General features: G+C 49.9%; 27 protein-coding genes. All 27 read right to left on the reverse strand.

The window, feature by feature from the left end:
- Positions 1–12 precede the first annotated feature (12 nt).
- The 27 genes from IEY53_RS11140 to IEY53_RS11265 all read right to left on the reverse strand — a co-directional run bounded on the left by IEY53_RS11140 (position 13) and on the right by IEY53_RS11265 (position 21,711).
- Positions 13–282 (reverse strand): phage holin family protein, encoded by a 270-nt coding sequence (locus IEY53_RS11140; protein WP_189024881.1) that lies wholly within the window; start codon positions 280–282, stop codon positions 13–15.
- Positions 282–578, reverse strand: a complete 297-nt coding sequence (locus IEY53_RS11145; RefSeq protein ID WP_189024883.1) for a hypothetical protein — start codon at positions 576–578, stop codon at positions 282–284. Before IEY53_RS11145 ends, IEY53_RS11140 begins: the two co-directional genes overlap by 1 nt.
- Before the next feature lie 83 nt (positions 579–661).
- Positions 662–766: a CD1375 family protein gene (locus IEY53_RS35020; RefSeq protein ID WP_229696087.1), complete on the reverse strand. Its 105-nt coding sequence runs from the start codon at positions 764–766 to the stop codon at positions 662–664.
- Complete coding sequence (locus IEY53_RS11150; protein ID WP_189024885.1) at positions 759–1,277, reverse strand: hypothetical protein; 519 nt, start codon at positions 1,275–1,277, stop codon at positions 759–761. Before IEY53_RS11150 ends, IEY53_RS35020 begins: the two co-directional genes overlap by 8 nt.
- A gap of 16 nt (positions 1,278–1,293) precedes the next feature.
- Complete coding sequence (locus IEY53_RS11155; RefSeq protein ID WP_189024887.1) at positions 1,294–4,539, reverse strand: pyocin knob domain-containing protein; 3,246 nt, start codon at positions 4,537–4,539, stop codon at positions 1,294–1,296.
- A gap of 20 nt (positions 4,540–4,559) precedes the next feature.
- Complete coding sequence (locus IEY53_RS11160) at positions 4,560–5,201, reverse strand: hypothetical protein (protein ID WP_189024889.1); 642 nt, start codon at positions 5,199–5,201, stop codon at positions 4,560–4,562.
- Entirely contained in the window at positions 5,194–6,369 is a 1,176-nt protein-coding gene (locus IEY53_RS11165) for a baseplate J/gp47 family protein (RefSeq protein WP_189024890.1), read from the reverse strand. The genes IEY53_RS11160 and IEY53_RS11165 overlap by 8 nt, the downstream gene beginning before the upstream one ends.
- Positions 6,359–6,724 carry a contractile injection system sheath initiator gene (locus IEY53_RS11170; protein ID WP_189024892.1) on the reverse strand — a complete coding sequence of 122 codons (366 nt, stop codon included), beginning with the start codon at positions 6,722–6,724 and terminating at the stop codon, positions 6,359–6,361. The genes IEY53_RS11165 and IEY53_RS11170 overlap by 11 nt, the downstream gene beginning before the upstream one ends.
- Positions 6,712–7,125 carry a Gp138 family membrane-puncturing spike protein gene (locus IEY53_RS11175; RefSeq protein WP_189024894.1) on the reverse strand — a complete coding sequence of 138 codons (414 nt, stop codon included), beginning with the start codon at positions 7,123–7,125 and terminating at the stop codon, positions 6,712–6,714. The genes IEY53_RS11170 and IEY53_RS11175 overlap by 13 nt, the downstream gene beginning before the upstream one ends.
- Complete coding sequence (locus IEY53_RS11180) at positions 7,122–7,916, reverse strand: phage protein (protein WP_189024896.1); 795 nt, start codon at positions 7,914–7,916, stop codon at positions 7,122–7,124. Before IEY53_RS11180 ends, IEY53_RS11175 begins: the two co-directional genes overlap by 4 nt.
- Complete coding sequence (locus tag IEY53_RS11185; RefSeq protein ID WP_189024898.1) at positions 7,906–8,232, reverse strand: phage baseplate plug family protein; 327 nt, start codon at positions 8,230–8,232, stop codon at positions 7,906–7,908. Before IEY53_RS11185 ends, IEY53_RS11180 begins: the two co-directional genes overlap by 11 nt.
- An 8-nt stretch (positions 8,233–8,240) precedes the next feature.
- Positions 8,241–8,786, reverse strand: a complete 546-nt coding sequence (locus tag IEY53_RS11190) for a phage baseplate protein (RefSeq protein WP_189024900.1) — start codon at positions 8,784–8,786, stop codon at positions 8,241–8,243.
- On the reverse strand, positions 8,773–11,454 hold the full coding sequence (locus tag IEY53_RS11195; RefSeq protein WP_189024902.1) for a phage tail tape measure protein: 2,682 nt from the start codon (positions 11,452–11,454) through the stop codon (positions 8,773–8,775). Before IEY53_RS11195 ends, IEY53_RS11190 begins: the two co-directional genes overlap by 14 nt.
- Before the next feature lie 45 nt (positions 11,455–11,499).
- On the reverse strand, positions 11,500–11,682 hold the full coding sequence (locus tag IEY53_RS11200) for a hypothetical protein (RefSeq protein WP_189024904.1): 183 nt from the start codon (positions 11,680–11,682) through the stop codon (positions 11,500–11,502).
- Positions 11,672–11,980, reverse strand: coding sequence for a hypothetical protein (locus IEY53_RS11205; protein ID WP_189024906.1), 309 nt, complete (start codon positions 11,978–11,980; stop codon positions 11,672–11,674). The genes IEY53_RS11200 and IEY53_RS11205 overlap by 11 nt, the downstream gene beginning before the upstream one ends.
- 29 nt (positions 11,981–12,009) lie before the next feature.
- A complete protein-coding gene (locus IEY53_RS11210; RefSeq protein ID WP_189024907.1) occupies positions 12,010–12,408 on the reverse strand; it encodes a phage structural protein in 399 nt (132 codons plus the stop codon).
- 11 nt (positions 12,409–12,419) lie between these two features.
- Positions 12,420–13,442 (reverse strand): DUF3383 family protein, encoded by a 1,023-nt coding sequence (locus tag IEY53_RS11215; protein ID WP_189024909.1) that lies wholly within the window; start codon positions 13,440–13,442, stop codon positions 12,420–12,422.
- Positions 13,432–13,929 (reverse strand): phage neck terminator protein, encoded by a 498-nt coding sequence (locus tag IEY53_RS11220; RefSeq protein WP_189024911.1) that lies wholly within the window; start codon positions 13,927–13,929, stop codon positions 13,432–13,434. The genes IEY53_RS11215 and IEY53_RS11220 overlap by 11 nt, the downstream gene beginning before the upstream one ends.
- Positions 13,916–14,266 carry a hypothetical protein gene (locus IEY53_RS11225; protein ID WP_189024913.1) on the reverse strand — a complete coding sequence of 117 codons (351 nt, stop codon included), beginning with the start codon at positions 14,264–14,266 and terminating at the stop codon, positions 13,916–13,918. Before IEY53_RS11225 ends, IEY53_RS11220 begins: the two co-directional genes overlap by 14 nt.
- 2 nt (positions 14,267–14,268) lie before the next feature.
- On the reverse strand, positions 14,269–14,745 hold the full coding sequence (locus IEY53_RS11230; RefSeq protein WP_189024914.1) for a hypothetical protein: 477 nt from the start codon (positions 14,743–14,745) through the stop codon (positions 14,269–14,271).
- Complete coding sequence (locus IEY53_RS11235) at positions 14,745–15,296, reverse strand: head-tail connector protein (RefSeq protein ID WP_189024916.1); 552 nt, start codon at positions 15,294–15,296, stop codon at positions 14,745–14,747. Before IEY53_RS11235 ends, IEY53_RS11230 begins: the two co-directional genes overlap by 1 nt.
- Entirely contained in the window at positions 15,296–16,471 is a 1,176-nt protein-coding gene (locus tag IEY53_RS11240) for a phage major capsid protein (protein WP_189024918.1), read from the reverse strand. Before IEY53_RS11240 ends, IEY53_RS11235 begins: the two co-directional genes overlap by 1 nt.
- A gap of 44 nt (positions 16,472–16,515) precedes the next feature.
- A complete protein-coding gene (locus tag IEY53_RS11245; protein ID WP_189024920.1) occupies positions 16,516–17,115 on the reverse strand; it encodes an HK97 family phage prohead protease in 600 nt (199 codons plus the stop codon).
- 8 nt (positions 17,116–17,123) lie between these two features.
- Positions 17,124–18,404, reverse strand: coding sequence for a phage portal protein (locus IEY53_RS11250; RefSeq protein WP_229696088.1), 1,281 nt, complete (start codon positions 18,402–18,404; stop codon positions 17,124–17,126).
- Positions 18,405–18,418: 14 nt separating this feature from the next.
- The gene (locus tag IEY53_RS11255; RefSeq protein WP_189024922.1) at positions 18,419–20,209 is read right to left on the reverse strand and encodes a terminase large subunit; all 1,791 of its coding nucleotides are present in this window, start codon (positions 20,207–20,209) and stop codon (positions 18,419–18,421) included.
- Positions 20,190–20,672, reverse strand: a complete 483-nt coding sequence (locus tag IEY53_RS11260; RefSeq protein ID WP_189024924.1) for a phage terminase small subunit P27 family — start codon at positions 20,670–20,672, stop codon at positions 20,190–20,192. The genes IEY53_RS11255 and IEY53_RS11260 overlap by 20 nt, the downstream gene beginning before the upstream one ends.
- A gap of 118 nt (positions 20,673–20,790) precedes the next feature.
- A complete protein-coding gene (locus IEY53_RS11265; RefSeq protein ID WP_189024926.1) occupies positions 20,791–21,711 on the reverse strand; it encodes a hypothetical protein in 921 nt (306 codons plus the stop codon).
- Positions 21,712–21,742: the final 31 nt, after the last annotated feature.

Consider the following 21,742-nt stretch of genomic DNA (forward strand, 5'->3'; position numbering starts at 1 on the left):
TACGGTAGATCATTACTCATCACCGCTCTTTTTGGTCGTCTGCTTGACCAACTGGTTACCATACACCGCCACAGCCCCGCACAGGATGCCCTGCAGGATACTCTCAGGGGTAAAGCCCATTGTCAGCGACACCAGGACAACGGCCACCACCGTGACCCCATAAATAATCGTCCAGTCTGGTACCTTCGGTGTCTGCTTAAGGATAACGCCAACAACCCAGCACGCGACCACAATAACCAATAGCTCCGGTTTGATAAAATTAGCAACTGCATTCCACTCCATTACACTTCACTCCTTCTATTTTGTTCGAATCGGTCAAGCCGCTTGTGATAAGACTTAGAGGATTCTTCAAGCCGCGTCACTCGTTCTGATAACGCGTCAAACCGCTGCCCTTGAACCCGCTGCTCCAGCCTCACATCATCCACACCACGCTTGATGTACTCCACATCCGTCCGCAGCGCCGCTCCAGTCCCGGCCTCCTGGGCGACATCCTTTTTAAATGCAGATGTACGGGTTACCCACCCAAGTACAACTCCGCTTACTGCTGCAACTATTGCTGTGATTGTTGTAATTTCCACTCCCGTTCCCCCTCAACAAAATAGCCCCCGGGGATCCGAGGGCAAAATAAAAACGCCTGCTTATGCGGCGCTACCTTGTATCTCTATTTGTCTTCCAAAATTACAGCTACATCCTCACGGATGATCTCCGGCACCTGCTCCAGCGTCTTCAGACCCTTGCGGATCAAGCTTGCATATACCTTAACCATTGTTCTCGTCACCTCCCTCTGCGGGCTGCTCCGGCTCTGTCGGGGCCTCCGGTTGCTGTCCGGCTTGTCCGGCAATCACCAGTTCATACAGCTCCGCCAGAGCAAGTTGAGCGTCTGCCGCCTCCTGCTTGGCTGCCTGAAGCTCTTCATAATTATCCGTTAACGCGACTTGAGTGTCCTTAAGGTCTGCCGCCAGCTGCTCGTTCTGCGCTTCCAGGGCTTCTACGCGTTCCCGCATCGGGTCCACTTGCGGCCCTGGATACGTAAATTCCAGCGTGCTGTTATCCGGGTTGACCCGGTAGCTATCGCATTGGGCAAACTCCCGGGAGTATTGGCCGTATTGCAGCTTGACCACGCCAACCGTCTCCCGGATCCGCTGGGCCAGCTCCTTGTAACTCGCAAAGTCCTGGTCCTCTGTCGTCTCCACGTAGCCCCGGCCCACGTATTCGCCAGTATTTAAAATCACATTGCCCGTTGTCTTATCAAAATAAATTTTCATTCCGATTTGCATTTCTATTCCTCCTTTTTTATTCGCAAGCCCACCATAAGTAACGTCCAGTCATGTATCCACTCGGAACGACAACATCAAAACCTTCATTATCGGGTGTAATCCAGTTTGATGTTAATGTTCCGTACGGACTAACAAAAAGACTTATGCCAAGTATCGTAGAATAAATACCATACCCTCCGTTCAGTCCTCCGCTCTCTGACCAGATAATGATCTGGCTCGGCCGAAACCCTGACCCTATAACTGGGAGCCACATAGACTGTCCGAGAGACAAGACTTCTTCTGATCCGGAAGCCGTCCTTTTACCCTCAACAAGCGTTCCAACCACACCAAACACATTTACACCACTACGAATGTTATGAGGCCTTAAATTACCTTCGACGGATTGCATTTGTGCACTGGTTACTTTGATCTCCCCAGCTCCTGCGCCACCTTTACGGTATCCCTCTCTCGGATAGACGGCCAAATCCCTACTAGGCCAAATCCCCACACCCTGAGCCACATCATCCCCTGTAGAGATAACGGGCACGGAACCTTGAACACCGAAAATACTTCTCCCGCTCAAGATGCTGCCAGGCACAAAGTTAGGATCATACGCAAGCAACGTCCCGAAGTTTCCTGCATTTTTCCCGGATTCGTAATAACCTGTGGGCGGCTCCATCACGATATCTCCAGCAGAGTCACCTAGGGCAGACAAGGCCGTGGTATATCCTCCAGCGGCGGCCCTAGTTCTATTTACCATGGAACCAGAAATTAACCCGGCTTCGGTGCCTACTGTATAACCAGCAAGCACTTGAGGAGCGGTTGCTGTTCCATACTCACCCCCTTCACCCTGTAAGATAAAAGCCGAGCCGTCATATACCAGCGTATAGACACCACCAAGAGCCAAAGGCGGGTTATTGCCGTTTGGCTTTTTGATGGACTTGGCTCCCAAACCGTTAAGGTTGAGCGTGACCGGCCCCGTTGTGGCCGCATGCGTTTTGATCGTCAGCCTCAGTCCCTGAGATAGGGCAGCTGGGGCTGGAGTGATCGAGGCCAACAATGCAGCTGCTGTACCTGTTGTCACTGCGAATGCTAGGGTTCCCTGTACCACTTCGGCTAAGGTCTTGCCCCCGTGCAGCTGAGGGTTGAGGTTAGCTACCTCTGTTGTTGAGGCTATGGTCATAGGGGCTGTCCCAGTAGGTACGGTGGAACTCAAACGTACCCCAAGACTGAAAATATTTGCGTTCATCACGGATATATCAATCAGCGTTATGATTCCCCCATTGGCACCTCCCGCAGCAGCATATCTGTGGACACTACCTCTTTGCATTACCACTCCGAACGTATAGGAAGGATTATCCCCCCGGACCTGCCTCCAGTTTGTACCGTCCCAGTAGCAGTTGGTACAATGCCAAAGGCCGTACCCATTGCCAGTGTCCGACGTTTGTTGCATGATCCCGCCAGAAGCAGCACCCGCCGCCATCGCTTCCGCTGAAGCTAAACGCCCGTTTTGTCCCATCGTGAACCCGCCCGCCACGAGATACCCGAAATTATCCCGTACTGGGATTGTGCTCGGTGCGTTCGCAACTTGGGCGGCGAACCCATCGGTTACAATTCTCCAAGCTGAAAACGCCCCATTGTTTATCTTGCTGCGCATGTAAACTCGGTTATTTACAGAATAGAACGTTTGGAACAACCAGTTATTTGTATTATTAAGGACTTCCCCAATATTCAAGTAGTTTACTAGAACCCCATAAGTAGCATCCGGGCTATTCGCCGCTGTTTGGGATACTGTAAATGTCCCCGGTCCAACGGAAGCGTTAAAATCCACAACCTGCCCGGCGTCCTGTCCTGTGAATTGGCTGTACATTTGAGTACGGGAAAGCCTGCCGTTACCGTCCGCGCCCAGGTATCCGTTAGCCACATTCTTTTTCCCCGAATGCTCAATTTCATACCAATTCGACCAAACGGAGTTGTAGTAATTACGAGTGAACATCCTCATTGCCGTAGCGTTCGCCCCGTAGGTCGTTAAGGTCTGGTTAAAGCCTCCTGCAGTATTCGGTACAACCTCCAGGTGGAACGATTTCCCGGCCACTTCTGGTGGCATACCGGAAAGAGTGGCGGCAGTAACGTCAGTAGCGCAGTAGTATTCACCCTCTACGAAAACTCCGGTATCACTTAAGCTCTGATTTGCAGATATCCCCCGCGCCTTCCGCGCGATATTACCCGGGATATTGGCGTCCAGGATAAAGGCGCTGGCATCCAGTCCGGCGTAGCCACTCGCTACGTTCTTTCGGCCTGTATTTTCGTTTTCTCTCCAAGTCGCCCAAACTCCACCGTCGTTCATGTATCGGGTGAAGCTACGGGTTGTCGCTGCATCAGTCACTCTTTGATATACCCCATTGCTAGAATTCACCAGCGTGTAGACTTCACAAAGCCCATATGTGAAACCTGTCGGCTTATTTGTTGCGGCTATGGGTGCGTAGTACAAACCCGGGGTTTTTAGAGCGTCAATATCACCGTTGTAAAAAATGGCAGCGCCGCTGTTTTCGGTTAGCTTATGCTTTTGAATCTCATACCCGGATTGGGTCACTGTATCATCTGGGATAGCCTGTACAGCCATGGGCAGCGTTGTTGCTTCTCCGGTATATACCCCACTAATCGAAGGCGTGGAATTTTGGGAAGAAGATGCGTTTGTAATACGGACCTTGATGGCAAAGTTATTTGTGGACGCCGCGCGTGATTCTATGGGTATTTTCCACGTGGTCGCGTCTTTCATCACCGGGTCGCCAATGGAAACATAATTTTTGGTCGCTCCCGTTACATCTGTGTATTGTGCGTTGTGCATGGATAATGTTGAGGCAAATGAAGCATTGAACCTCTTGACTATCCTCCCCGTCGTATTGAGGCTGTTGAAAGAACCGACCACCTCTATCTCCACGTATCCACCGATCGGTGTGGTCAAAAGAACGTCCACTTTCTGGGTCGCGGAAGAGAACCCCGCAAAAAAGACGCGTTCCGTAACCCTTCCGTTCAAAATAGCCCCATCAGAAAGGACCAGCTTATTTGCATCCAGTGCAGCCACCCCACCCGCAGCACCTTTTTCCGTCTTTTCAATCACTTTGCTCCGGATCTCCTGCAGAACCTTATATACCCGGTTAAAAAACCAATTCAGCCAGGCTGCCGGAGGCTTATCATTCACTTGCCATCCGTCCTTTTTCTTGGAGGCAGGCGGTTCTATGCCCGCTTCCTCCCAATCCGGTAATTTTTCATCCCATGCCAAATTGTTCCCCTCCTTATTAATTAAATTGGCAATGGATAATCGTCCCCTGGGGCATATACCGTGCCCAGCTCCCCGCCCGTAGTCATGGCTGGGTCTGCCAGCCCCAGCGGGCTTGTCTCCAGCACATCATACTGAGACGACAAAGCAAACGTGCCAGCAAGCTCGATCTGAGCCACCCGCACGCCTGCAGCAACCGTCTTTTGTATGATCCGGGCAAATTGTAACGGAGACATACCGACTTCATTCAACCGCCGGACCGGAACCCGAATCAAATTAATTGCCGCTGGCTCCGGCTCCAGGGGATCATCGAATTTCTCTTGAATGCGAATATCTGAATAGTCGCAATCCAAGGCGATGGCCAGTACCCTGATAATCGTATTTACATCCGTTTTCGATAGATTCCGGGCAATTTTACTTTTGAGCAGCACCCGGTAAACCTCATCCGTAGCAGCTCCACGGGGCTGCACAATATTGGTGCCGATCCGGTCCAAAGTGGTACCCTGGGCGGCGTCGATATCCTTCCATTCCCTTATCCGCTCGAAAGTCTCTCCTACCCTTGCCAGCTCCCCATGCAGGATGGTTATAACCTTGCCTAAGTTGCTGTCTGGGGATTTGTTGTAGGTGTCCGCGAAACGCCGCAGCATATCTTTGACACTAAACATGACTGGTCACCGCAATATCTGCAGCTTTGGTCCGGGCCACCTCGTATGCTTGTATGGCAACATTTGATCCGCCCAGGCTCCCACTTGCCTTGCCTACGGTCAAGACCATATCCTCGACACCTTCCACACTGGAGACGGCGCTAATAAGGCGAGTGAATACCACAGGTGCCCCCATGCTCAAGCCGTTGTAATAGGCCCCCGCTGCGTCTTCACCGCCGATGTACATAATAATTGCTGCTCGAATCTGATCGTCTCCATCAATGGGATACTGAGCGTTTTTGGTCACGGACACAGATACCTTTATTCCGACCTCTGCAGCACGGGAAAACTTGACCGTGTGGGGCAGCCCGCCAAGATCAGTGACTTGCTTACTAATCTTCCCATGGGCCTCCACGCCGCCGGACTTTGTAGCAAAAATAGCGTCAGCAATCTCTTGCTCATCCCCGCCCAACACATAAGCTTCAAACGATTTTGGGGGCCGCCCGGCGGCGTCTGTTGTCATGCCGGTATTTTCGATAATCGTTGCAGCTCGAACGGCGGGCATCCGTAGAAGCGCCCCGCGCAGGGCATCCACAGACGCCGCACCACCTCCGGCCACAGACAAATCAAAGCGACTCCGGAATTCGGCATCCGTCTCTTTTTCCCGACCTCCTGTCACGGCTGCGGCGTTGGATACGCCTGTAATATCCGGCACTGGATTGACGACAACGGTAATAGCACCCGCCGCCACATTACCCGCAGCTCCCGGGTCCAACGCCTCTATGGACACGGTGGCCGTGCCGCCGGTCAGTGTAACATCATCCATTGTCTCAAACACAACGCCGGATATCGTTGCCGCCCTGGTTCCCGCTGGTACCGTGTAACCGGCTGTACCAGTGATGGTTATATCACCCGCCGCCCATTGGGCCAGCGTTCGAGATATACCGACTTGCGGCCCCAGGCGGTCCAGGTTGTTGCCTGTAGCCGTGGGGATGTATCCGCTGTTGTATACGTCCTCGGCCATTGTCCAGATGGTCGCTAAAAAAAAAGCGAAGATCCGCAAAATGATCCCCAACGGGGACCGGACCGAAGTATTGACGGTATCGCCAAATGCCTCCTTGGCCTTATCCTCCATTTGGGCAAATAGATCATCAAAGCGCAGCCGCTTGAACCCTTTGCTATCCAACAACGGTTTCCACCCCCTCTATTGTGACAACATCACCATTGACTGCTGTGGCTGTTATGTCTGCGGTCACAGTCCGGTTTGGACGGTCAAATGTGACCACGACGTCATTGACCTCCGAAACCCTTGGCTCTTGCAAAATCCCTGCCGTCATTTCGGAACGCACTTCATCGGCAGTGACACCCTTGCCGGTGATTCGAGAGAAGTCTATCCCCAGTTCAGGGTCCAAGAACCACTCTCCTTGATTGGTGCCCAGCACCAGCTTGCAGCACTGTGCAATCTCTTCCGGGCCGGTCACCATTTGCAGCTCACCGCCGGTTATAACCAAATCCCCGGAAGCATCAATTTTTAAAGACTGCATGGCATTACCCCCACAATTACAGCATCCATCCGGCTGTGTCGCCTGCCTGTATCAGGCGCGGCCACTTGACCGGATAGCGTATTTTTAATCTCGGCATCAGCGCAAACAACATAGACGACGTCTCCAGCTGCCAGAGCCGGGCGCATGACCGTTTCAAATTCTCGCGGGCCGTTCCCAATATCAAGTTCAAATTTCACTTTATTGCCCGTTACTGGCACGGACATAATCTGTGCTGGCTGGCTGTTGGTTAGTTTAATCAAGGGCTGGACAACGGCACGCAACGCCAAAGCATCGAAGGCTATCACCTTGCAGGGCATGGCTACATTGATTTTGTCATCCTTGTTGCCCGCGTGTGCCCCAAGCAACCCCGCAAGCGCTCCCGCCGGATCTGATTTCCTCACATTACCGCCTCACCCTCTGTAATGAAATCACCTGTATTGCTGAACTTATGACTGCCGCTGCGGACATGCAACTTGCCGGACCACTCCCGGCAGGTCAAATTGAGCACTGACGCTGTGGTGATCCGACGCTGCAGCTGAGCCTGAACCTTGTACCCTTTAATCCCGTTATCCTCAAAATACTCAGGACTGCCGATCAAGCCAGTTTCCGGCGACAAAGCAAATACCCCGTCAGCACCGCTGCGGAGATTACGAACATATAGCTTGCTTTGATTGATATACACCGATGTGCCGCAGTCCTTACAGACCTCTGCAATAATATCTGTGACCTTGCCCTTTGCAGTGTACCCATCTTGATAGCGATAGTCCTGATTTAGTGTCATCTGGGCCACCGGCAGGCCAATGTATCCGGACATCTGCTTAATGATCGCACTGGCGAGTGTGCCTTTAGCAAAGGCAATCTCTGTAACCTCTCGCTTGCTCAGGTCCTCGCTGTCCAGTACGTTAATCGTTGTGACCTTATCAACACCCTCCCAGCGTGTGCGGACCGCAGATATCCGTCCATGCAGGATTACCCCAACATCGCCGGAATAGCCCGCATTAACCATCAGCACACCGTTATTCGTAATGTTGTTGATGGTGGTCTGGGCCAAATTCCAAAGCCGCAGCTCCGATTCATTCGGCAGCGCGTCATTGTCAAATGGTACTGTGCCCTCCATGGTGTATTTATCCAGTGTAAATTTCATGTTGCCAGTCATGATCTCCGCGACACGCCCAAAGTTTTTAAGTGCCATCAGCATCATCCTCATCCACGACATATAAAAAGACGCTCACTCCGAGCGTCTCCCAGGTTACAGCCGTGCTGTTCCCAGATTCATCCCAGGGCACGATAGGTAACCGAGGGAATCGGCTGTCCTGGACGTCGTAAAAGAGCGTCTGCCCATATACCAGCTTTTCCCCGTAGACCAAAACTTCACCGTCGCGCTCAAGGTCTACCGTAAAAAAATCGTAATCCGGGTTGTAATGGACCTCAAACGTATACATGACATCCGCAATCGAGATATCAAACCGATATGGGATATTGCCCTTTTCAATCTCGATAAACTTCATGATTCACCTCAATTCGCCCATTTGCTGCCTTCCTTAAATTTTACCTTCTCGACTTTTTCCTTCTCTTTCTCCTTCTTCTTGTCCTCCTTCTTCTGCTTGTCCTCCTTCTTGTCTCCCTTATTTGATTCTTTTTTTTCTTGGGTCTGCTTGGTTCCGCTATTCACAATTTTCACTACTTGCGCCTTAATCGGTGCCGGTAACGTCTCGACGTAAGAGGATGTGGCTATGCGGATCTCTCGCAGCTCCATAGAAAATGTGAATCCGTCCGCCGTGGTGTAATCATGTCCTGTTGAAAAATCAGTGATAAGGCCCTTAAACTGATTACGGCCCACGTAGTTGATGATCTGGCCCTTATCCTTAGCCGCTATTATATATGCCCGCGTCTTGGCTGCATCCGGGCCGACAATTACGCCAGACAAAGATAGTGTCCGGGCTTGAGCTTGAATGTGGTCTATAAGGTTAATCCCTTTTTCAACCGGCTGCTCAGTGACGGATACCGGAAAGGACGGAGACTCCGACTCTACGGTAATGTATTTACCATCAATTTGCGCCAACGATCTCCACCCCCATAATTCGAGATACCGCGTCAATCACATCCTGCATTTCCTGGCGGACAGTTTCACGTATGTTCGCAATCGTCTTTTCATCTGCATTGCCTTGGATAGTAATATTTATGGCCGGGGCGGTAAAATTGACCTTTGAACTTCCGACAGATCGGGCCGGAGCCGAATCCGGCGTGTATCCTCTGTTGTAGTCCTTGTTTTCCTCTGCTGTCAGGACGCGCTCTCCCTTATGCAGTTCGCCTATATACCCGTCAAACGGTACATTAGCAAGTCCGTTTGCGTGACTGCCGTCTACACCCACCCCCGAAGTGGCATCAGTAGTGGATACTGACACGTTTGCTGTTGTTTTGAAACCAAAAAAGCCCTTGATTCCGTCCACTATTCCCTTGACCTTTTCTTTCAAACTTTCCGCCATACTCATGATCCCATCCATAAATCCCGTAATAATCTTTTTTCCGGTATCCCATAGGTTAATCCCGTCGAAGAACCCCGTTACATTACTCCACATATTAGTCACGGCATTCCAAACATTGGTCCCGGCCGTCTTGATTCCGTTGACTATGCCATTCCAGATGTTTGTAATCTTATTCCACACTTGCGTCATTAGGGTTGATGTAGTGGATACCACATTGTTCCATGCACCGGTAATAGCATTCCAAACGGCGCTGACGGCCCCAGAAATAGTTCCAAGGATGGAATTCCAAACGGAACCAAGCCAGTTCCATACACTTGTAAAAACAGCCGTAGTGGTGGAACTAATGGAGTTCCAAGCGCTTGTGATGGCTCCCCATATAGCCGATGCTACGTTTGTTACGACAGTCATAATTCCGTTCCAGACGTTCTTCATCCAATTCCAAACTGCAGTAAAAACAGACACTGTTACGGCCTTGATCTTACTCCAATTGGCAATTATAAGCACCGCCAGACCGACAACAGCAGTTATTATCCATCCAATCGGACCCATAGCAACGACCCAGGCTGCAGCCATTCGAGCCGCGTGGATCATACTTTGAATCCCCATCCATGCCCAACGACCCACAATCACAGCAGATTTAGCAATATATACTGCTGCTGATGATATCGCACTTCCAGTGGACATTGCCCATCCCTTGATCATTTTAAAGCCAGCTACCAACGAACTATTGCCCATTATCCTAGTAGCTATGGTAGACCTTGCAGTCCAGATAGCATTGATTTTTTTTGCTGCGGTGTCGGCTAAAACCGCAGTTTTCAGTATCACAATCGCCGACGTTAATCCAACAACAACAGGAGTAAATCCTTCCCAGCTCATTACCTCGCTTGCCCCTTCAGATAGGGCCGAAGCAATATTTTGTAGAACTGGCCATAAGCTCACGGCGGCATTTAATAGCGTCGTCCCTAGCAACGTAACCACCGGCTCCATGCTCGTCCATAACTCCCGGCCTTTGGTCACCAAACTGCCAAAAACAGTTGCGGCCTGTGAGCCAAAGTCCTGTAAATATGGGATGGCCGCCTGAACCCAGCCACTTACCTTTTCAATGGCCGCACCCAGGCCGTTACCGATAACCTCACCGAAGGCTGCAATTTCCCCCTGGTGTCCTGATATCCAAGAACCAAATTGATTGAGATAGGGTAACAGCTTTTGACCAATCGGAATCAGGATACCCGTTTCGACATGCCTTTTAAAATACTGCATGGAATCCCCGATGCTCGTAAAAGAATTGAATAGGTTGGCCGCTGATCCTTTGCTTTTATCAAACCCTGTATTTACATCATCAAGTGCCGAAAAAGCCTTCACGCCAAGTTCCTCGAACATTGTCCCGAACAGGCCGATACCGATGGTGTTTTGCTGCACCGGATCTTCGATGTCTGATATCATGGACACGATATCCCTAAATGACTGCCGGGCTGCTGGCCCACCGCTCGAAAAGGTCTGCATCATCTTATTGGCGTCCAAGCCGAGCGCCTTAAAGGACTCTTCAGCAGTCCCGCCCGCTTCTATAGATAAGATACTAAATTCATTCATGGCATCCCCGAGAAGATCCGTATTCCTGGCCCCGGCCTTTAGGCCGTTTGTAAGGTATCCCATGGTATCTTCCATCGTAAAGCCCATACTCGAAAATGCCTGGGAATATTCATTTATGGAATCCAGCATATCGCCCTGGGTATTGGTCCCATTGTTCTGTCCCTGCGTCAACAAGTTAAAGGCTTCGGTACTGGTCACACCAAAGTTTTTCATCGCTACGCTCACGCCAGCTATGGATTCCGTAACGTCTCCGTCAAACTTATTTGAGTAAAGCATTGCCTCACGTGAAGCACTTTCCAGCGAATCACCCGTCAGTCCTGTTGCCTTCGCCACCGCAGAGATAGAGTTACCCAGATCGGCCCAATCTTCGCCAAAATTCTGGTTATATAAGTTTTTGGATATTTCCCGTGTTTCGGCCATTTGATCCGTTGTTTGTCCGGTAGTGAGTTGTACATTTGACATTGCACTTTCGAATTTCGATGCAGCATCCAAGGCAGCAGCTCCAAGGCCAATCATAGCCGATCCACCAGCAGCTCCCAAGCCGATTACACCTTTAGTAAGTGTCTTGACCTTACTGTCCGCCTCATCCAGGCCGCCGCTATTAAATTTAAACCCGACAGCGTACATTAAGGAGCCGATTATCCCGCCCGCCATATAACCTCCTTTCTGAACAAAAATAGACGCCAAGAAGGACGTCCACTATTTTCTGTTCAACTTATTCTGCTGCTCAATATGGATATCCAAGGCAGCATTGGCTTCGGCCAAGTCGTCCTGATCCATGTTATCCAGTTCAGTATAAGTGATGCCCATATCAGATAGAAGCAGCCGCCACATTGACCAATTCTCTTTAGCCCGCCGCGTTGCTTCTGCCCTACTTATCATCGACTTCATCTTCCTGTTCTACATCGCCAGGGTCAGGGGTTCCGGTAATAAAGAAATATGCTTTATTGGCTACCTCTACCATTTCCTTGTATTCTTCAAAGTCGTCAATGCCCATTTTGGGCATTACGACCACATGTTTGAACATCTCTTCACAGATTCTTTCCTCGGAATTGACGCCGTGCTTATTCTTAATACGGTCATTAATGCGGGTCACGTTTCGGACGCCAGGGTGTTGCAAAGTATATTTTCCACCGGATTTTGTGGTGATCTCTTTTTGTTTAAAATTAGTATTAGCCATGGATATAGGCCCCTTTCAGGTTTTATATTTTAGTTCATACTCAGGTCAAGGCATTGGAATTCGTAAGATCGGTCCCCAGCTTCGCTGCCATATTCACGGTCTGCAGGTTTTTTTATATATGCCTGCGTCGCTGTATTGGTTTCCTTCGGCGTTCCAGAGAAAACGACGGATACTGGAACAATCTTTTGACTATTCGCAAGACTGTCCAAATAGGGTACCTGCGGGCTGGTACTTTGAAGGGTAATCGTAACCGTTCCCAACGGATTATTCACCTTGGACCGAACGACGTCACCCTGTGCCCCTACCTTTGTGCTGTAACCTTCTTCGTCTTTGGCCACCGTAACCAAATCCTCTGCGAAGCCTGTTAAAAAAACGCCTCCCACAATTACAGAGACGTCCATTGCATCATATGTTTTTGCTTCTGACACTCGAATCCCTCCTATGCGAATTTAATGGTGCCACGAATAACGGCGGTATGGACAGCCCCGGCAATGACAAAATCAAATTGTCCATCCGGGTAATTACGAGCTGCAATCTGCGCTGGGTCCACCTGAGAACGCGGTGGAAACGTCGTATTATACAACGGTACTCCATTTTCATTAGCAGCAATCATTCCGTTGAGAAAGGCCCGCTGAAGGACTGTCCGAACCGCGCTCTCTATCTGAGCGATGCCTCGGTTGTCATATGGAATTTTGCTTTTCATGGCCTGGGCTTGGTTGAACAGATCCTGCACGGCAAACTGAATGGAATACACGATGTAGTCCTGGCTATGAACAAAGTCAATAAACTCCCCGCTGACTGCCCGGCCGTCACTGGTGACGTTGGTCCCGGCTCTGGTTACATAGGTATTAGCCCCCAGCCCATGAATTGCATTAAGCTCTGTGGTATCAATATCCATCGGCGCGATACCGACCAGCGTCCAGCCCTTCCAAGTCACTGATCCTGGCGGCAGACTACCGACAGCACCAACCCAAGACGCTTCGGGGTAATTGGTTACGGTAGTGTGGTATAAAACCTCCGTCCTGACATAGCCCTTGGCCTTGATGGTCGCCAAATCCTCTTTGCTGCTGGTTCGGGCGAAAAATTGGCGTGTCTTATTGGCTTCCACTGCATCACCGATAGCAATCAAGTCCGCTACCGCTGTTGATGTGGTTAAAAGGAAATGCCAGTCTTTGAGAAACAAGGACGGCAGCATATCCTCCAGTGTAACCGGCGTTGTTCCAGTCTTACGGGACACAATTGCCACCTCTGCAGGCGGGTTTTCCTGAGCGAAAAGTGCAAAGGCAACTTTATATTCCTCCGTTGACGCAGCATAATCCGCCCGTACCGCGTCTAAGTCCGCGTAATTTTTGAAGTCTTTTCCGGCTGCACTGGCCCCGAGAATCAAGGGTTTACCGAATCCGCCAAGAATCGGCGTCGGCTTTTGGACGGAAATAGTTACTGTAACGTCGCTAATGCTCAATTAAATCACTCCTTTGTATTGGTGCTGTCTCGATCCAGCCGGACAGGTCTGTAATCACAACGTCGGTGGCGCGGAAATCAACATCAAAGCCCTGCCGTCGCTCCCACTCTTCACCGATGTTAATGTCTCGGCTCTGAATTTCTCCGATCTCGGTAACAATGACGTCCAGTGTGTCCTTCAATAGCTCCCGGCCTGTTGTCTTAAACCAGTCACGGGCGCGCATGGCGTTTTCTACGCTGTCCTCCGTCAAATCGGCATACGAATTAAAAGAGACGGTAAATGTCACCGTCTCCCGCCTGTATTCTTTGCTATTTTGTTGTGTAATGACTGGCTGCCCCGTAGCCCCTCCAAAACCATCCGGAAAGTCATAGGTCAAGAAGCTACCGACTGGCATTTTACCGCCGCCGTTCATCTCTATCACCGGCATATTTAGCGCTGCCTTAAGGCCGCGGGCTATCGCTGACCGAATCGCTTTAAACGGGAGCATTGGCAACCACCTTTCGGAGCAGATATTGATTAACATCGCTGTATTCTCGCTCCGTCTCCTCTGCCACTCGGTACTGTACGTCTCCGTGGTCGATCATATCCCCTGTATTGTGGCTGCTGACCGTGTAAAGCATCCGGTCTGACTCTGTGTAATCCCCGCCTTCCGCAGCCCGGAGGCGGGCGCTCAGAGGCTGTACACTGCCGCGAAGGGAAACACGTATGGTTTGGCCTTCCCTCCAAACACCGTCTTCGTCGTACTCACCGCCTGATTCCTCCCGTAGCAGTGTATAAGGAACAAAATATTTACGGACAACGCCCGCAAACCGGAATCCCCTCATGCTTACTGCCCCCTCGGCACAATGTCATAGGTCAGCGAATCTTTCAATTCGTCCTCCCGGTGCAGTAGCTTCCGGGAGCCGGTCTTTCCTGCGGCATATCGGGCCGATAACGGCGGCTGCTTGATCCGCTCAAAATTCTTCTTCATCCGGTCTAATCCGGTTTCTCCAATTTCCACAAAAAGAGAATCCACTGACTTACGCCCGTGGGCAATCTCCGTCACCCCGGCCCGCACCAACTTGCCAATCGGGGCTTGCCCCTTTTTTTTGCCGGTACCGATAAAGGAACGCGCCGGAATGTTCATCTTGACGCTGCCGTATTCGTTGACGCCCGCGACCATAGCCAGCTCGGCATCCCCCTGCATACCGATTCGTATCTTTTGCTCAGTCAAGGGTCGCAGCCGCTCGGCCAGCAATTGCAGATTATCCTCGCCGGTCACCTGTACACCTACCCGCCGCGCTCGGCTTCTTTGGCTTGCCATTACACCCACCTCCCAACATAAGGCGATATGAGGGATACTACCGTTGGCGGCAACCCTTCACCGTCTGCGCTGTAGTTGACCGAGATATCACCCACCCGCTCCGCTGTCACTCCAGGTGTACGGAGCATCCATTGGGCATGGAAGATACAAGCCAGCTCCAGCACTTCCGGCAGTGTGCGGGGTTTTTCCGTAGTCGCATCGCAAGGCAGCACATAACCGGCGGTATACGTCACCTTGATATTGTGTTCTCCCGCAGGCCAGCCGGAAGGGCAGAAGATTCGCCCTTCCTCCAGGAGCTCATACTCGCCTACAGGCTTTCCGGGAATAACCACTTCTTCAATACTCTCCACCGGATAGTTCCGCAGGTTGATAAATGAGGAACGGGAATTCCCGCTATGCCGCTCACTATAACTCTGCAGTTTGAATGAGCGTTTGCAGTAGTTTTCAATGACCTGGGAAGATGCTGCAATTTGTATCTGCAGCACCTCTTGTTCAATTGAATCCCCTTGAACACCCATTGCCTTCTGTAGACGATCTACTGTTGTCAGCATTAGGCGCCGGAGCCGGAAATGGTCAGCTCACCGTAGACAAATGCGTCTTCATCGAAGCTCTGCACATCCTCGCGGCAGATGGCGCGTACATCGGTTGAATTCCGGCCAAATGCTTTACCGCCGACATTTGTGGAAGCAATAGAATATTGTTGACGGTCAAACAGCACAATCGCTTCCTTCAAGTCCCCGATAATCATAGGAGCCTTTTTCACGGTTGTGCCGGTTGTCGGCAGCCAACGATTACCAATTACGACAACCGGCTTGCCGAATAACATGTTTTGGGTAGGCATGGTTGGATTAGGCTGCAGCAATGGGCGTCCTTGACCATCTTTTTGCAAATCCAAGTAATTAAATCCGTCTTGGTTCGTCAGAATGATAGAACTCAGATTGATAGATGGGTCCAAGGTGACATTTAAAATAGTTTTGATACCGTCGATATCTGCAATAGCTACTTTGGTTTTCAAATTCAGCACAGCTAAGATCAACTTATTGCGAGTAACCACACACTTTTTAGAGATCCATTTGGAGATATACTCCATCAAGTTTTGATCCGTGTCTTGCAGCAAAGAATTGGAGATGGGAAGAATGCCGCCGCGATCTTTAATTGCATAAGAAATGGACTTGAATTTCGGATTATCCATGTCGTCCAGGTCCGTCAATTCGGTGATTTCCGCAAACTCAGTAATATCAGCATACTTTTCAATGACGCGGGAGCCTGAACGCGTGGAAACCGGCTCCACTGTCACATAAGGTTCCAGAGAAGCATACTGCCGCTTCAATTCATTGATTTTTGTACTAATATCCTGCGGTACAACAAGCCCCCCATCTTCTCCGACCGCCCCTTGCATGCCCGCACGCATTTCCTCAATCGCTTCGTCTACCAATGCCCGCTCCGAAGCATTCAGAGGCTTTTTACGCAATTCTTTCAGGAATGCGCTGCGATACTGTACTTCTTTGTCCAGTTTTTGCTCACGCTGTTCAGGTTCTGCAGGAACAGCGTCTCCAGGAGTGTCCAAATCCCGCATTTCAACCATTAAATCAATCTGCGCCCGCAGCTCTTTTGCTGCATCCTTTGCCGTCCGCGCTTCATCAAGCTTGCCGCTTTCCATGAGTGACCGGGCTTCTTCCAACTTTGCCGCCAGTCTCTGGCGTAATTCGCGTTCTTTCGGGTCCATATTGTACCTCCATTGGGTTTTTTGGCAAAACAAAAATCGACTTATTAGCCAAGAGCCAACAGGTCGATTTCGAGCAATAGCTTTTCTTTTTCAATTTTCCGCTGTTCTTTGGACGTAATGCCCAGCTGATCAATGCTGCGCTGACTCACTTCGCTATCTTCGTAAGCCGGGAACGGCGTAGGGGAAACTTCAAACAAATTCACATCAAGCAAAGTGCGTTCGTACACGTCTTCTTCCTTGAGATACTGCCAAGCGTCGCTACGTACATAAAAGCCGAAGCTCACTCCGTCAACATCCCCGCGCTGTACAGATTCAAAGGCATCATTGCCCCATGTATTGTTAGGCAAGTCAATTTCAAATGATAGGCCCACATCATCTTCCAGCAATCGCAGCGTCCCCGGCTTTGTCGATCCGAGAACAAAGTCACTGCGATGATTCCAGAAGGCTTTGATCACGTTCTCCTGCAGGCTGCGGGAGAATGCCCCTGCGGCTACACGCTCGTAGAACTCGCCCCAAATCAATTGGCTGCGCTGGTTAAACTTGACGACATAGCCACCGATGGTCTGAGTCTTACCGTCTCCCTCACCCTCTGCACTGCGCACTTCAATTTTAACAGGCAAGTAGCGAATAACCTTTTCACTCATTGTTGTTGTCACCCCCCTTCATTCGTAGCCTCTTTCCCGAGGCCCGCTTTCAGCATTTGATACTGGTCCATCTTCTCCAGGTTGACATAGTTCAGGCTGACAAAGTGTACGTCTCCTTTGTCACCGATATTGTCCCGCTCCTCCAGCTCCCGCACTTCATTGATGGTGTAGGCACCCATTGCAATCATTTCCTTGTAATAGGCTGCGCGGCTGGTGCTGTCTCCCCTTAATTCACTGGCTACGTTGAACTTGGTGTAATACTTCTTTCCCTCTGACTCCGTAAACAGCTTATAATCAAATTCCTGTTCCCAATTCGTAAGGATCGGCTGCAGCGTACTCTTCACGTACTCCAAAGACTGGTTTTCCATATTGCTGAACTTGACATCGGTCAGGCCCAGCTTATAGCCCGGCACCTTGTATATCTTGGCGGTCTCCATAATGCCAAATTTACTGGTTTCAATAAACTGAGCATCATTCAGGGGCATGCCAAGGTTCTGATATTCCATCCCGGCGTCCAGGATGGCTATCCGGTGCGCATTACTCAGTCCTGAATTCGCCTTCTGCCATTCGTCACGCGCTTTATCCTTGGCTGTTTTATCCAGAGTCCCGTTCGGAATTTTCAGAATGCCCCGCGTGGCCGTGCCGTTCGCATAGAAAGCACCGAGGAATTTACGTTGTGCCTTCTGCACCCCCAGCTCTTCGCGGATAACAGAGATCGGAGTAATTCCTTTCAGGCCGCTTTTGCTGATTGATTTAAAATGCAGCACATCAAAATGCTTCAGCTTCCGCATTTCCCCATTGGGTAGCGTTGTCACATACCAAACCTGCCCCGTATCTTTATCAACCTGGACGTCTGTTTTGGACGGGTCTAGGGGCCAAAACGCTTTTGGATATCCGTTATAGGGTCCGCTGGTCTCCCATTCAATATTGGCGTAACCATTACCCCAAACTACGGCATGAACCTCCATCAGCTCTTTAAATGTATAGGCGCTCATGTATGGGTTTGAACGCGTTCCAAGAAGCCTGGAAACCGGATGGCTACTGTCGCGCTCAATCCCTGCTCCGCTCTTTTTAAATACTTGAATCGGCAGCTTCCCAATGTCCCCGCCAAGGACGGAAGCACAGGTGTACACGTTGCTGTTTAGCAATGCGGAATCTGAGGTTACCGTTTCGCCGCTTGCCGTGTTGGAGACACCAAAAATATCAAGCAGCCACTGCATAGGATTCAATAGACTGTCCTCGGATGATCTCCACTCCCGCCAGCGCTGCACAAAGTTTCTTCGTTTCACGTTTCACCTCCTCGCTAAAACGAAAAGTCTTCGCTCAAGATATGATCATTTAGGTTAATGGTGGAGTCTCCCACCATAGCCCGGACCATGGCGTTTATAATGGCCGCAAGCAAGTCAATCCGCTGACTGTCGTCCTTATGCTTCTTCGATAGTTTAATATTCCCGTTGTTATCCGCAACTTCAACGGCGTTGGACAAGCACCAGGTCAGCAATGGACTTCCGTCATGAACGATTAAGCCGCGCAGAATCAGCTCACGGAAGAACTTTGTCGGTTCCGAAAGGGTTTGAACGCCCTGCCGAATCTCCACGCGGTTGTACCCTTCCGCTTCTAAATCCTGTGTGAAGTGAGTCGCGTTGTATGGGTCATAGCAAACCTCTTCAATAAACCAGGATTCATTCTGCTCCATTTGCTGAATATGAGATTTGATGAAGCTATAATCCACAACAGAGCCGGGTGTAAGTGTACACCACCCCTCTGCAGCCCACTGCCGATAAGGAACCCGGTCACTATGCTCATGCTTGGTAGCCGTTTCCTCCGGCATAAATCCGTGAGCCGTCACTGCATACCTGCCGTCTTCCAGCCGGAATACAAAGCCGGAGCCGGTCAAGTCTGTCGTTTTGGATAAATCCAATCCGTTGCGGGTCGCATAACCGCGAACCAAATCTAAAAAAGCACTCCGCGACACAGCGAGTGCTTTCCATTTGTCCATAATGCCGGACATGTATTTATTTTCGCTATCCGCCTGCCAGAGATTTACCCGCTTCGTCAGCCATTCCCGGATTTTATGCTGATCACCTGAATTGTACGCCTCGTCATGCTCTATGCGGATCTGCTTCTTCAGTTCCTGGGCGTATTCGTTGTCCTCTTGCAGAATAGGGTTAGCTTTAATCCAATTTTCCTCATTATGGGGATCGTCTGCCTTTTCCAGCTCACGAATCATCACATAGTAGGTGTCAATCATCGGGGTTTCGCCATCCAGCATCTTGCCAAGAGAATCATACTCTTTCTTGCAGGGACTATTTTCGGCATCTTTACCGGCGGTTGAAATGATTTGCATTAAGGATTGCAGCCGTTTACCGAAGCCTGAATAAGATACGTCAAGGATTTCGCTGGTCGGGTGCGCATGATACTCGTCAATAATGACCAGACAGGGAGCGCCGGAGTCCTTATTTTTCGTATCCTTGGACAATGGCCGTAGCCAGCCGCCCCGCTTCGCATGTTCAATGTACGTGCGCTTGATCCGCAGCCGCCTGGAAATGTCCGGGCTATTTTCCCCCATAGCTTTCGCATCCAGCCAGACACGCTTTGCCTGCTGCTTATCAACTGCAGCGCACTCCACTTCCGGGCTTTCTTCGTAGCGCTTTAAATGTGGTTGTCCAGGCGGATATACACAATCTCCGCACATCCCGTAAAGAGAGAGGCCGGACATTTCAGTCGATTTAACGTTCCCCCGCGCCCGTAAGTGCAGCGCCTTCGTAAATCTCCGTTTCCCGCTGTCCATATGCACCCAGCCATAGACGCACCCCAAATCAAATTTTTGAAAGGGTAGCAGCTCAATGAGTTGGCCGGAGAACGGGCCGCGCACGTGTCGGCAGCAACGTTCAAACCATTCGAATATGCGGTCAGCCCTGGATTCGTCGAAGACATACGGAAACTTAGGCGTTGCCTGCCGCTCTAAATCTGATAGATGTCGCTGGCACGCCTGCTGTTCTCGCTTGCAAGCAGGCCGCAATCCCATGACAATTTCCGCAGCATAACGATTAGTCGGGTGAACATCCTCCCAATTAATCGAAGAGTCCGGCATTCTCGTCCTCCTCCTGGTCCGCCGTCTTCTTCGCTAACCGCGCCCGCGATTCCGCATTCAGGCCGAGCTTGTTGGAATAAGAAAGAATGAGCCGTGAATAACTCTGTGCCATCTTCACGTATGCACTGACAACCATGTTCCCTTGAGCATTCACTTCCGTATATCCTTCAATGTCAATCAGCCGGTTCGCATCCTGGTACTTCGCTACGGCATCGCAATAAGCGCCTAGCACATCTTCATCCACTTTATCCAGGACGCCGAACTCGGCCATATCCTTCACCGTCTTACGCCAAACCTTCCGTGCCTCATCGTTCAGCCAGCCGGGTATTTTAAGGGTCTGCTTTTTCTTGCGTTCGAATTTTTTCGAAGCAGCTTCCCGAGCGTTAACCTCGGCTTCTGTCCAATGCTTGCCACCGCCTTTCTGTCCCACCCGCATGTGATTGAATTTTACAATTTCTGGCATATTTTCCGCACCTCCTTTTGAAACTTTCACTGGGGACTTTTTTTTACACAAGAGTCCGATGCGGTCTCTTAGGGGGCAAAATATTTTTTTCAGACCCCCGGGGGGGGTAGAAAGATCTTCAGTTATTCAACTTAGCTTGATCTCTTATTTCTCTCAACATTGGCGGAATACCCAAAAAACCTCTTGATGCCCTAATGTTATCTAATGGACTTATATTTTTAAGTTCGATACATCTCTGAACAAGATTATATGACTTTTCCATAGACTCAAAAATTAATCTCGCTTCTTGTCTTCTAATAGTTACAAACTCATCAATATAATCGGACGTGATTATATCCACACTAGAAGGAAATTTGCTAGATTCCGAACCATCCCAATGTAGCCTTATATGCTTTGTTTCTTCCAGTTCTATCTTTTCACATTCATCATTATATACAGCTTGAAACAAACTACCGTTAACAACAACAACTGGGAAGACAAGCTCAGCATAATCGGGAGGCGTTTTAGTTATTGAATCATCAAAATAATTGCCTACTAACCTAGAAGCAGCAGTAACATTTTGCATTGCTGAGTAGAATAAATCCTTGCCATTTGCAAGCGCTTGTCTTCCAGAAAACCCGGGAGTATTTGGGGTTAGAAAATGACTTGATCCGTAGATATCTCTATCTGCCGCCATAAGCCATAAGAGTGTATTGCCAAATTTTGAACTTACCGACTGAGCAATACAAGCCGCAGGACTCAGATTGCTCCCATTAGAACAAAAAACAACCCATGGTTTATCCTTGCTCCATTTACATTCTACAACGTGAGTGATCCTAAATAGTGTTTCATCATCAAGCTTATGAATAAGAGAAGCCAGTACATCTACTTCCCGATGAATATTATTCTTCTCATCTAAATAGTTTTCACTTTGACGCACCCTGAAACCCTGTTTCTCAAAAGCTGTCGCTGTTAGGAACTCCAAAGAGTACCCCTCTTTTTCAAGCCATTCTTGGACTTTTAACTTCAGACCATTTCCATTTGATATTTCTTCACTCACAAACTACACCTCAATATTTTATATTTGGAGA

It is taken from the genome of Paenibacillus albidus, assembly GCF_014644435.1.
Classification (GTDB): domain Bacteria; phylum Bacillota; class Bacilli; order Paenibacillales; family Paenibacillaceae; genus Paenibacillus_AQ; species Paenibacillus_AQ albidus.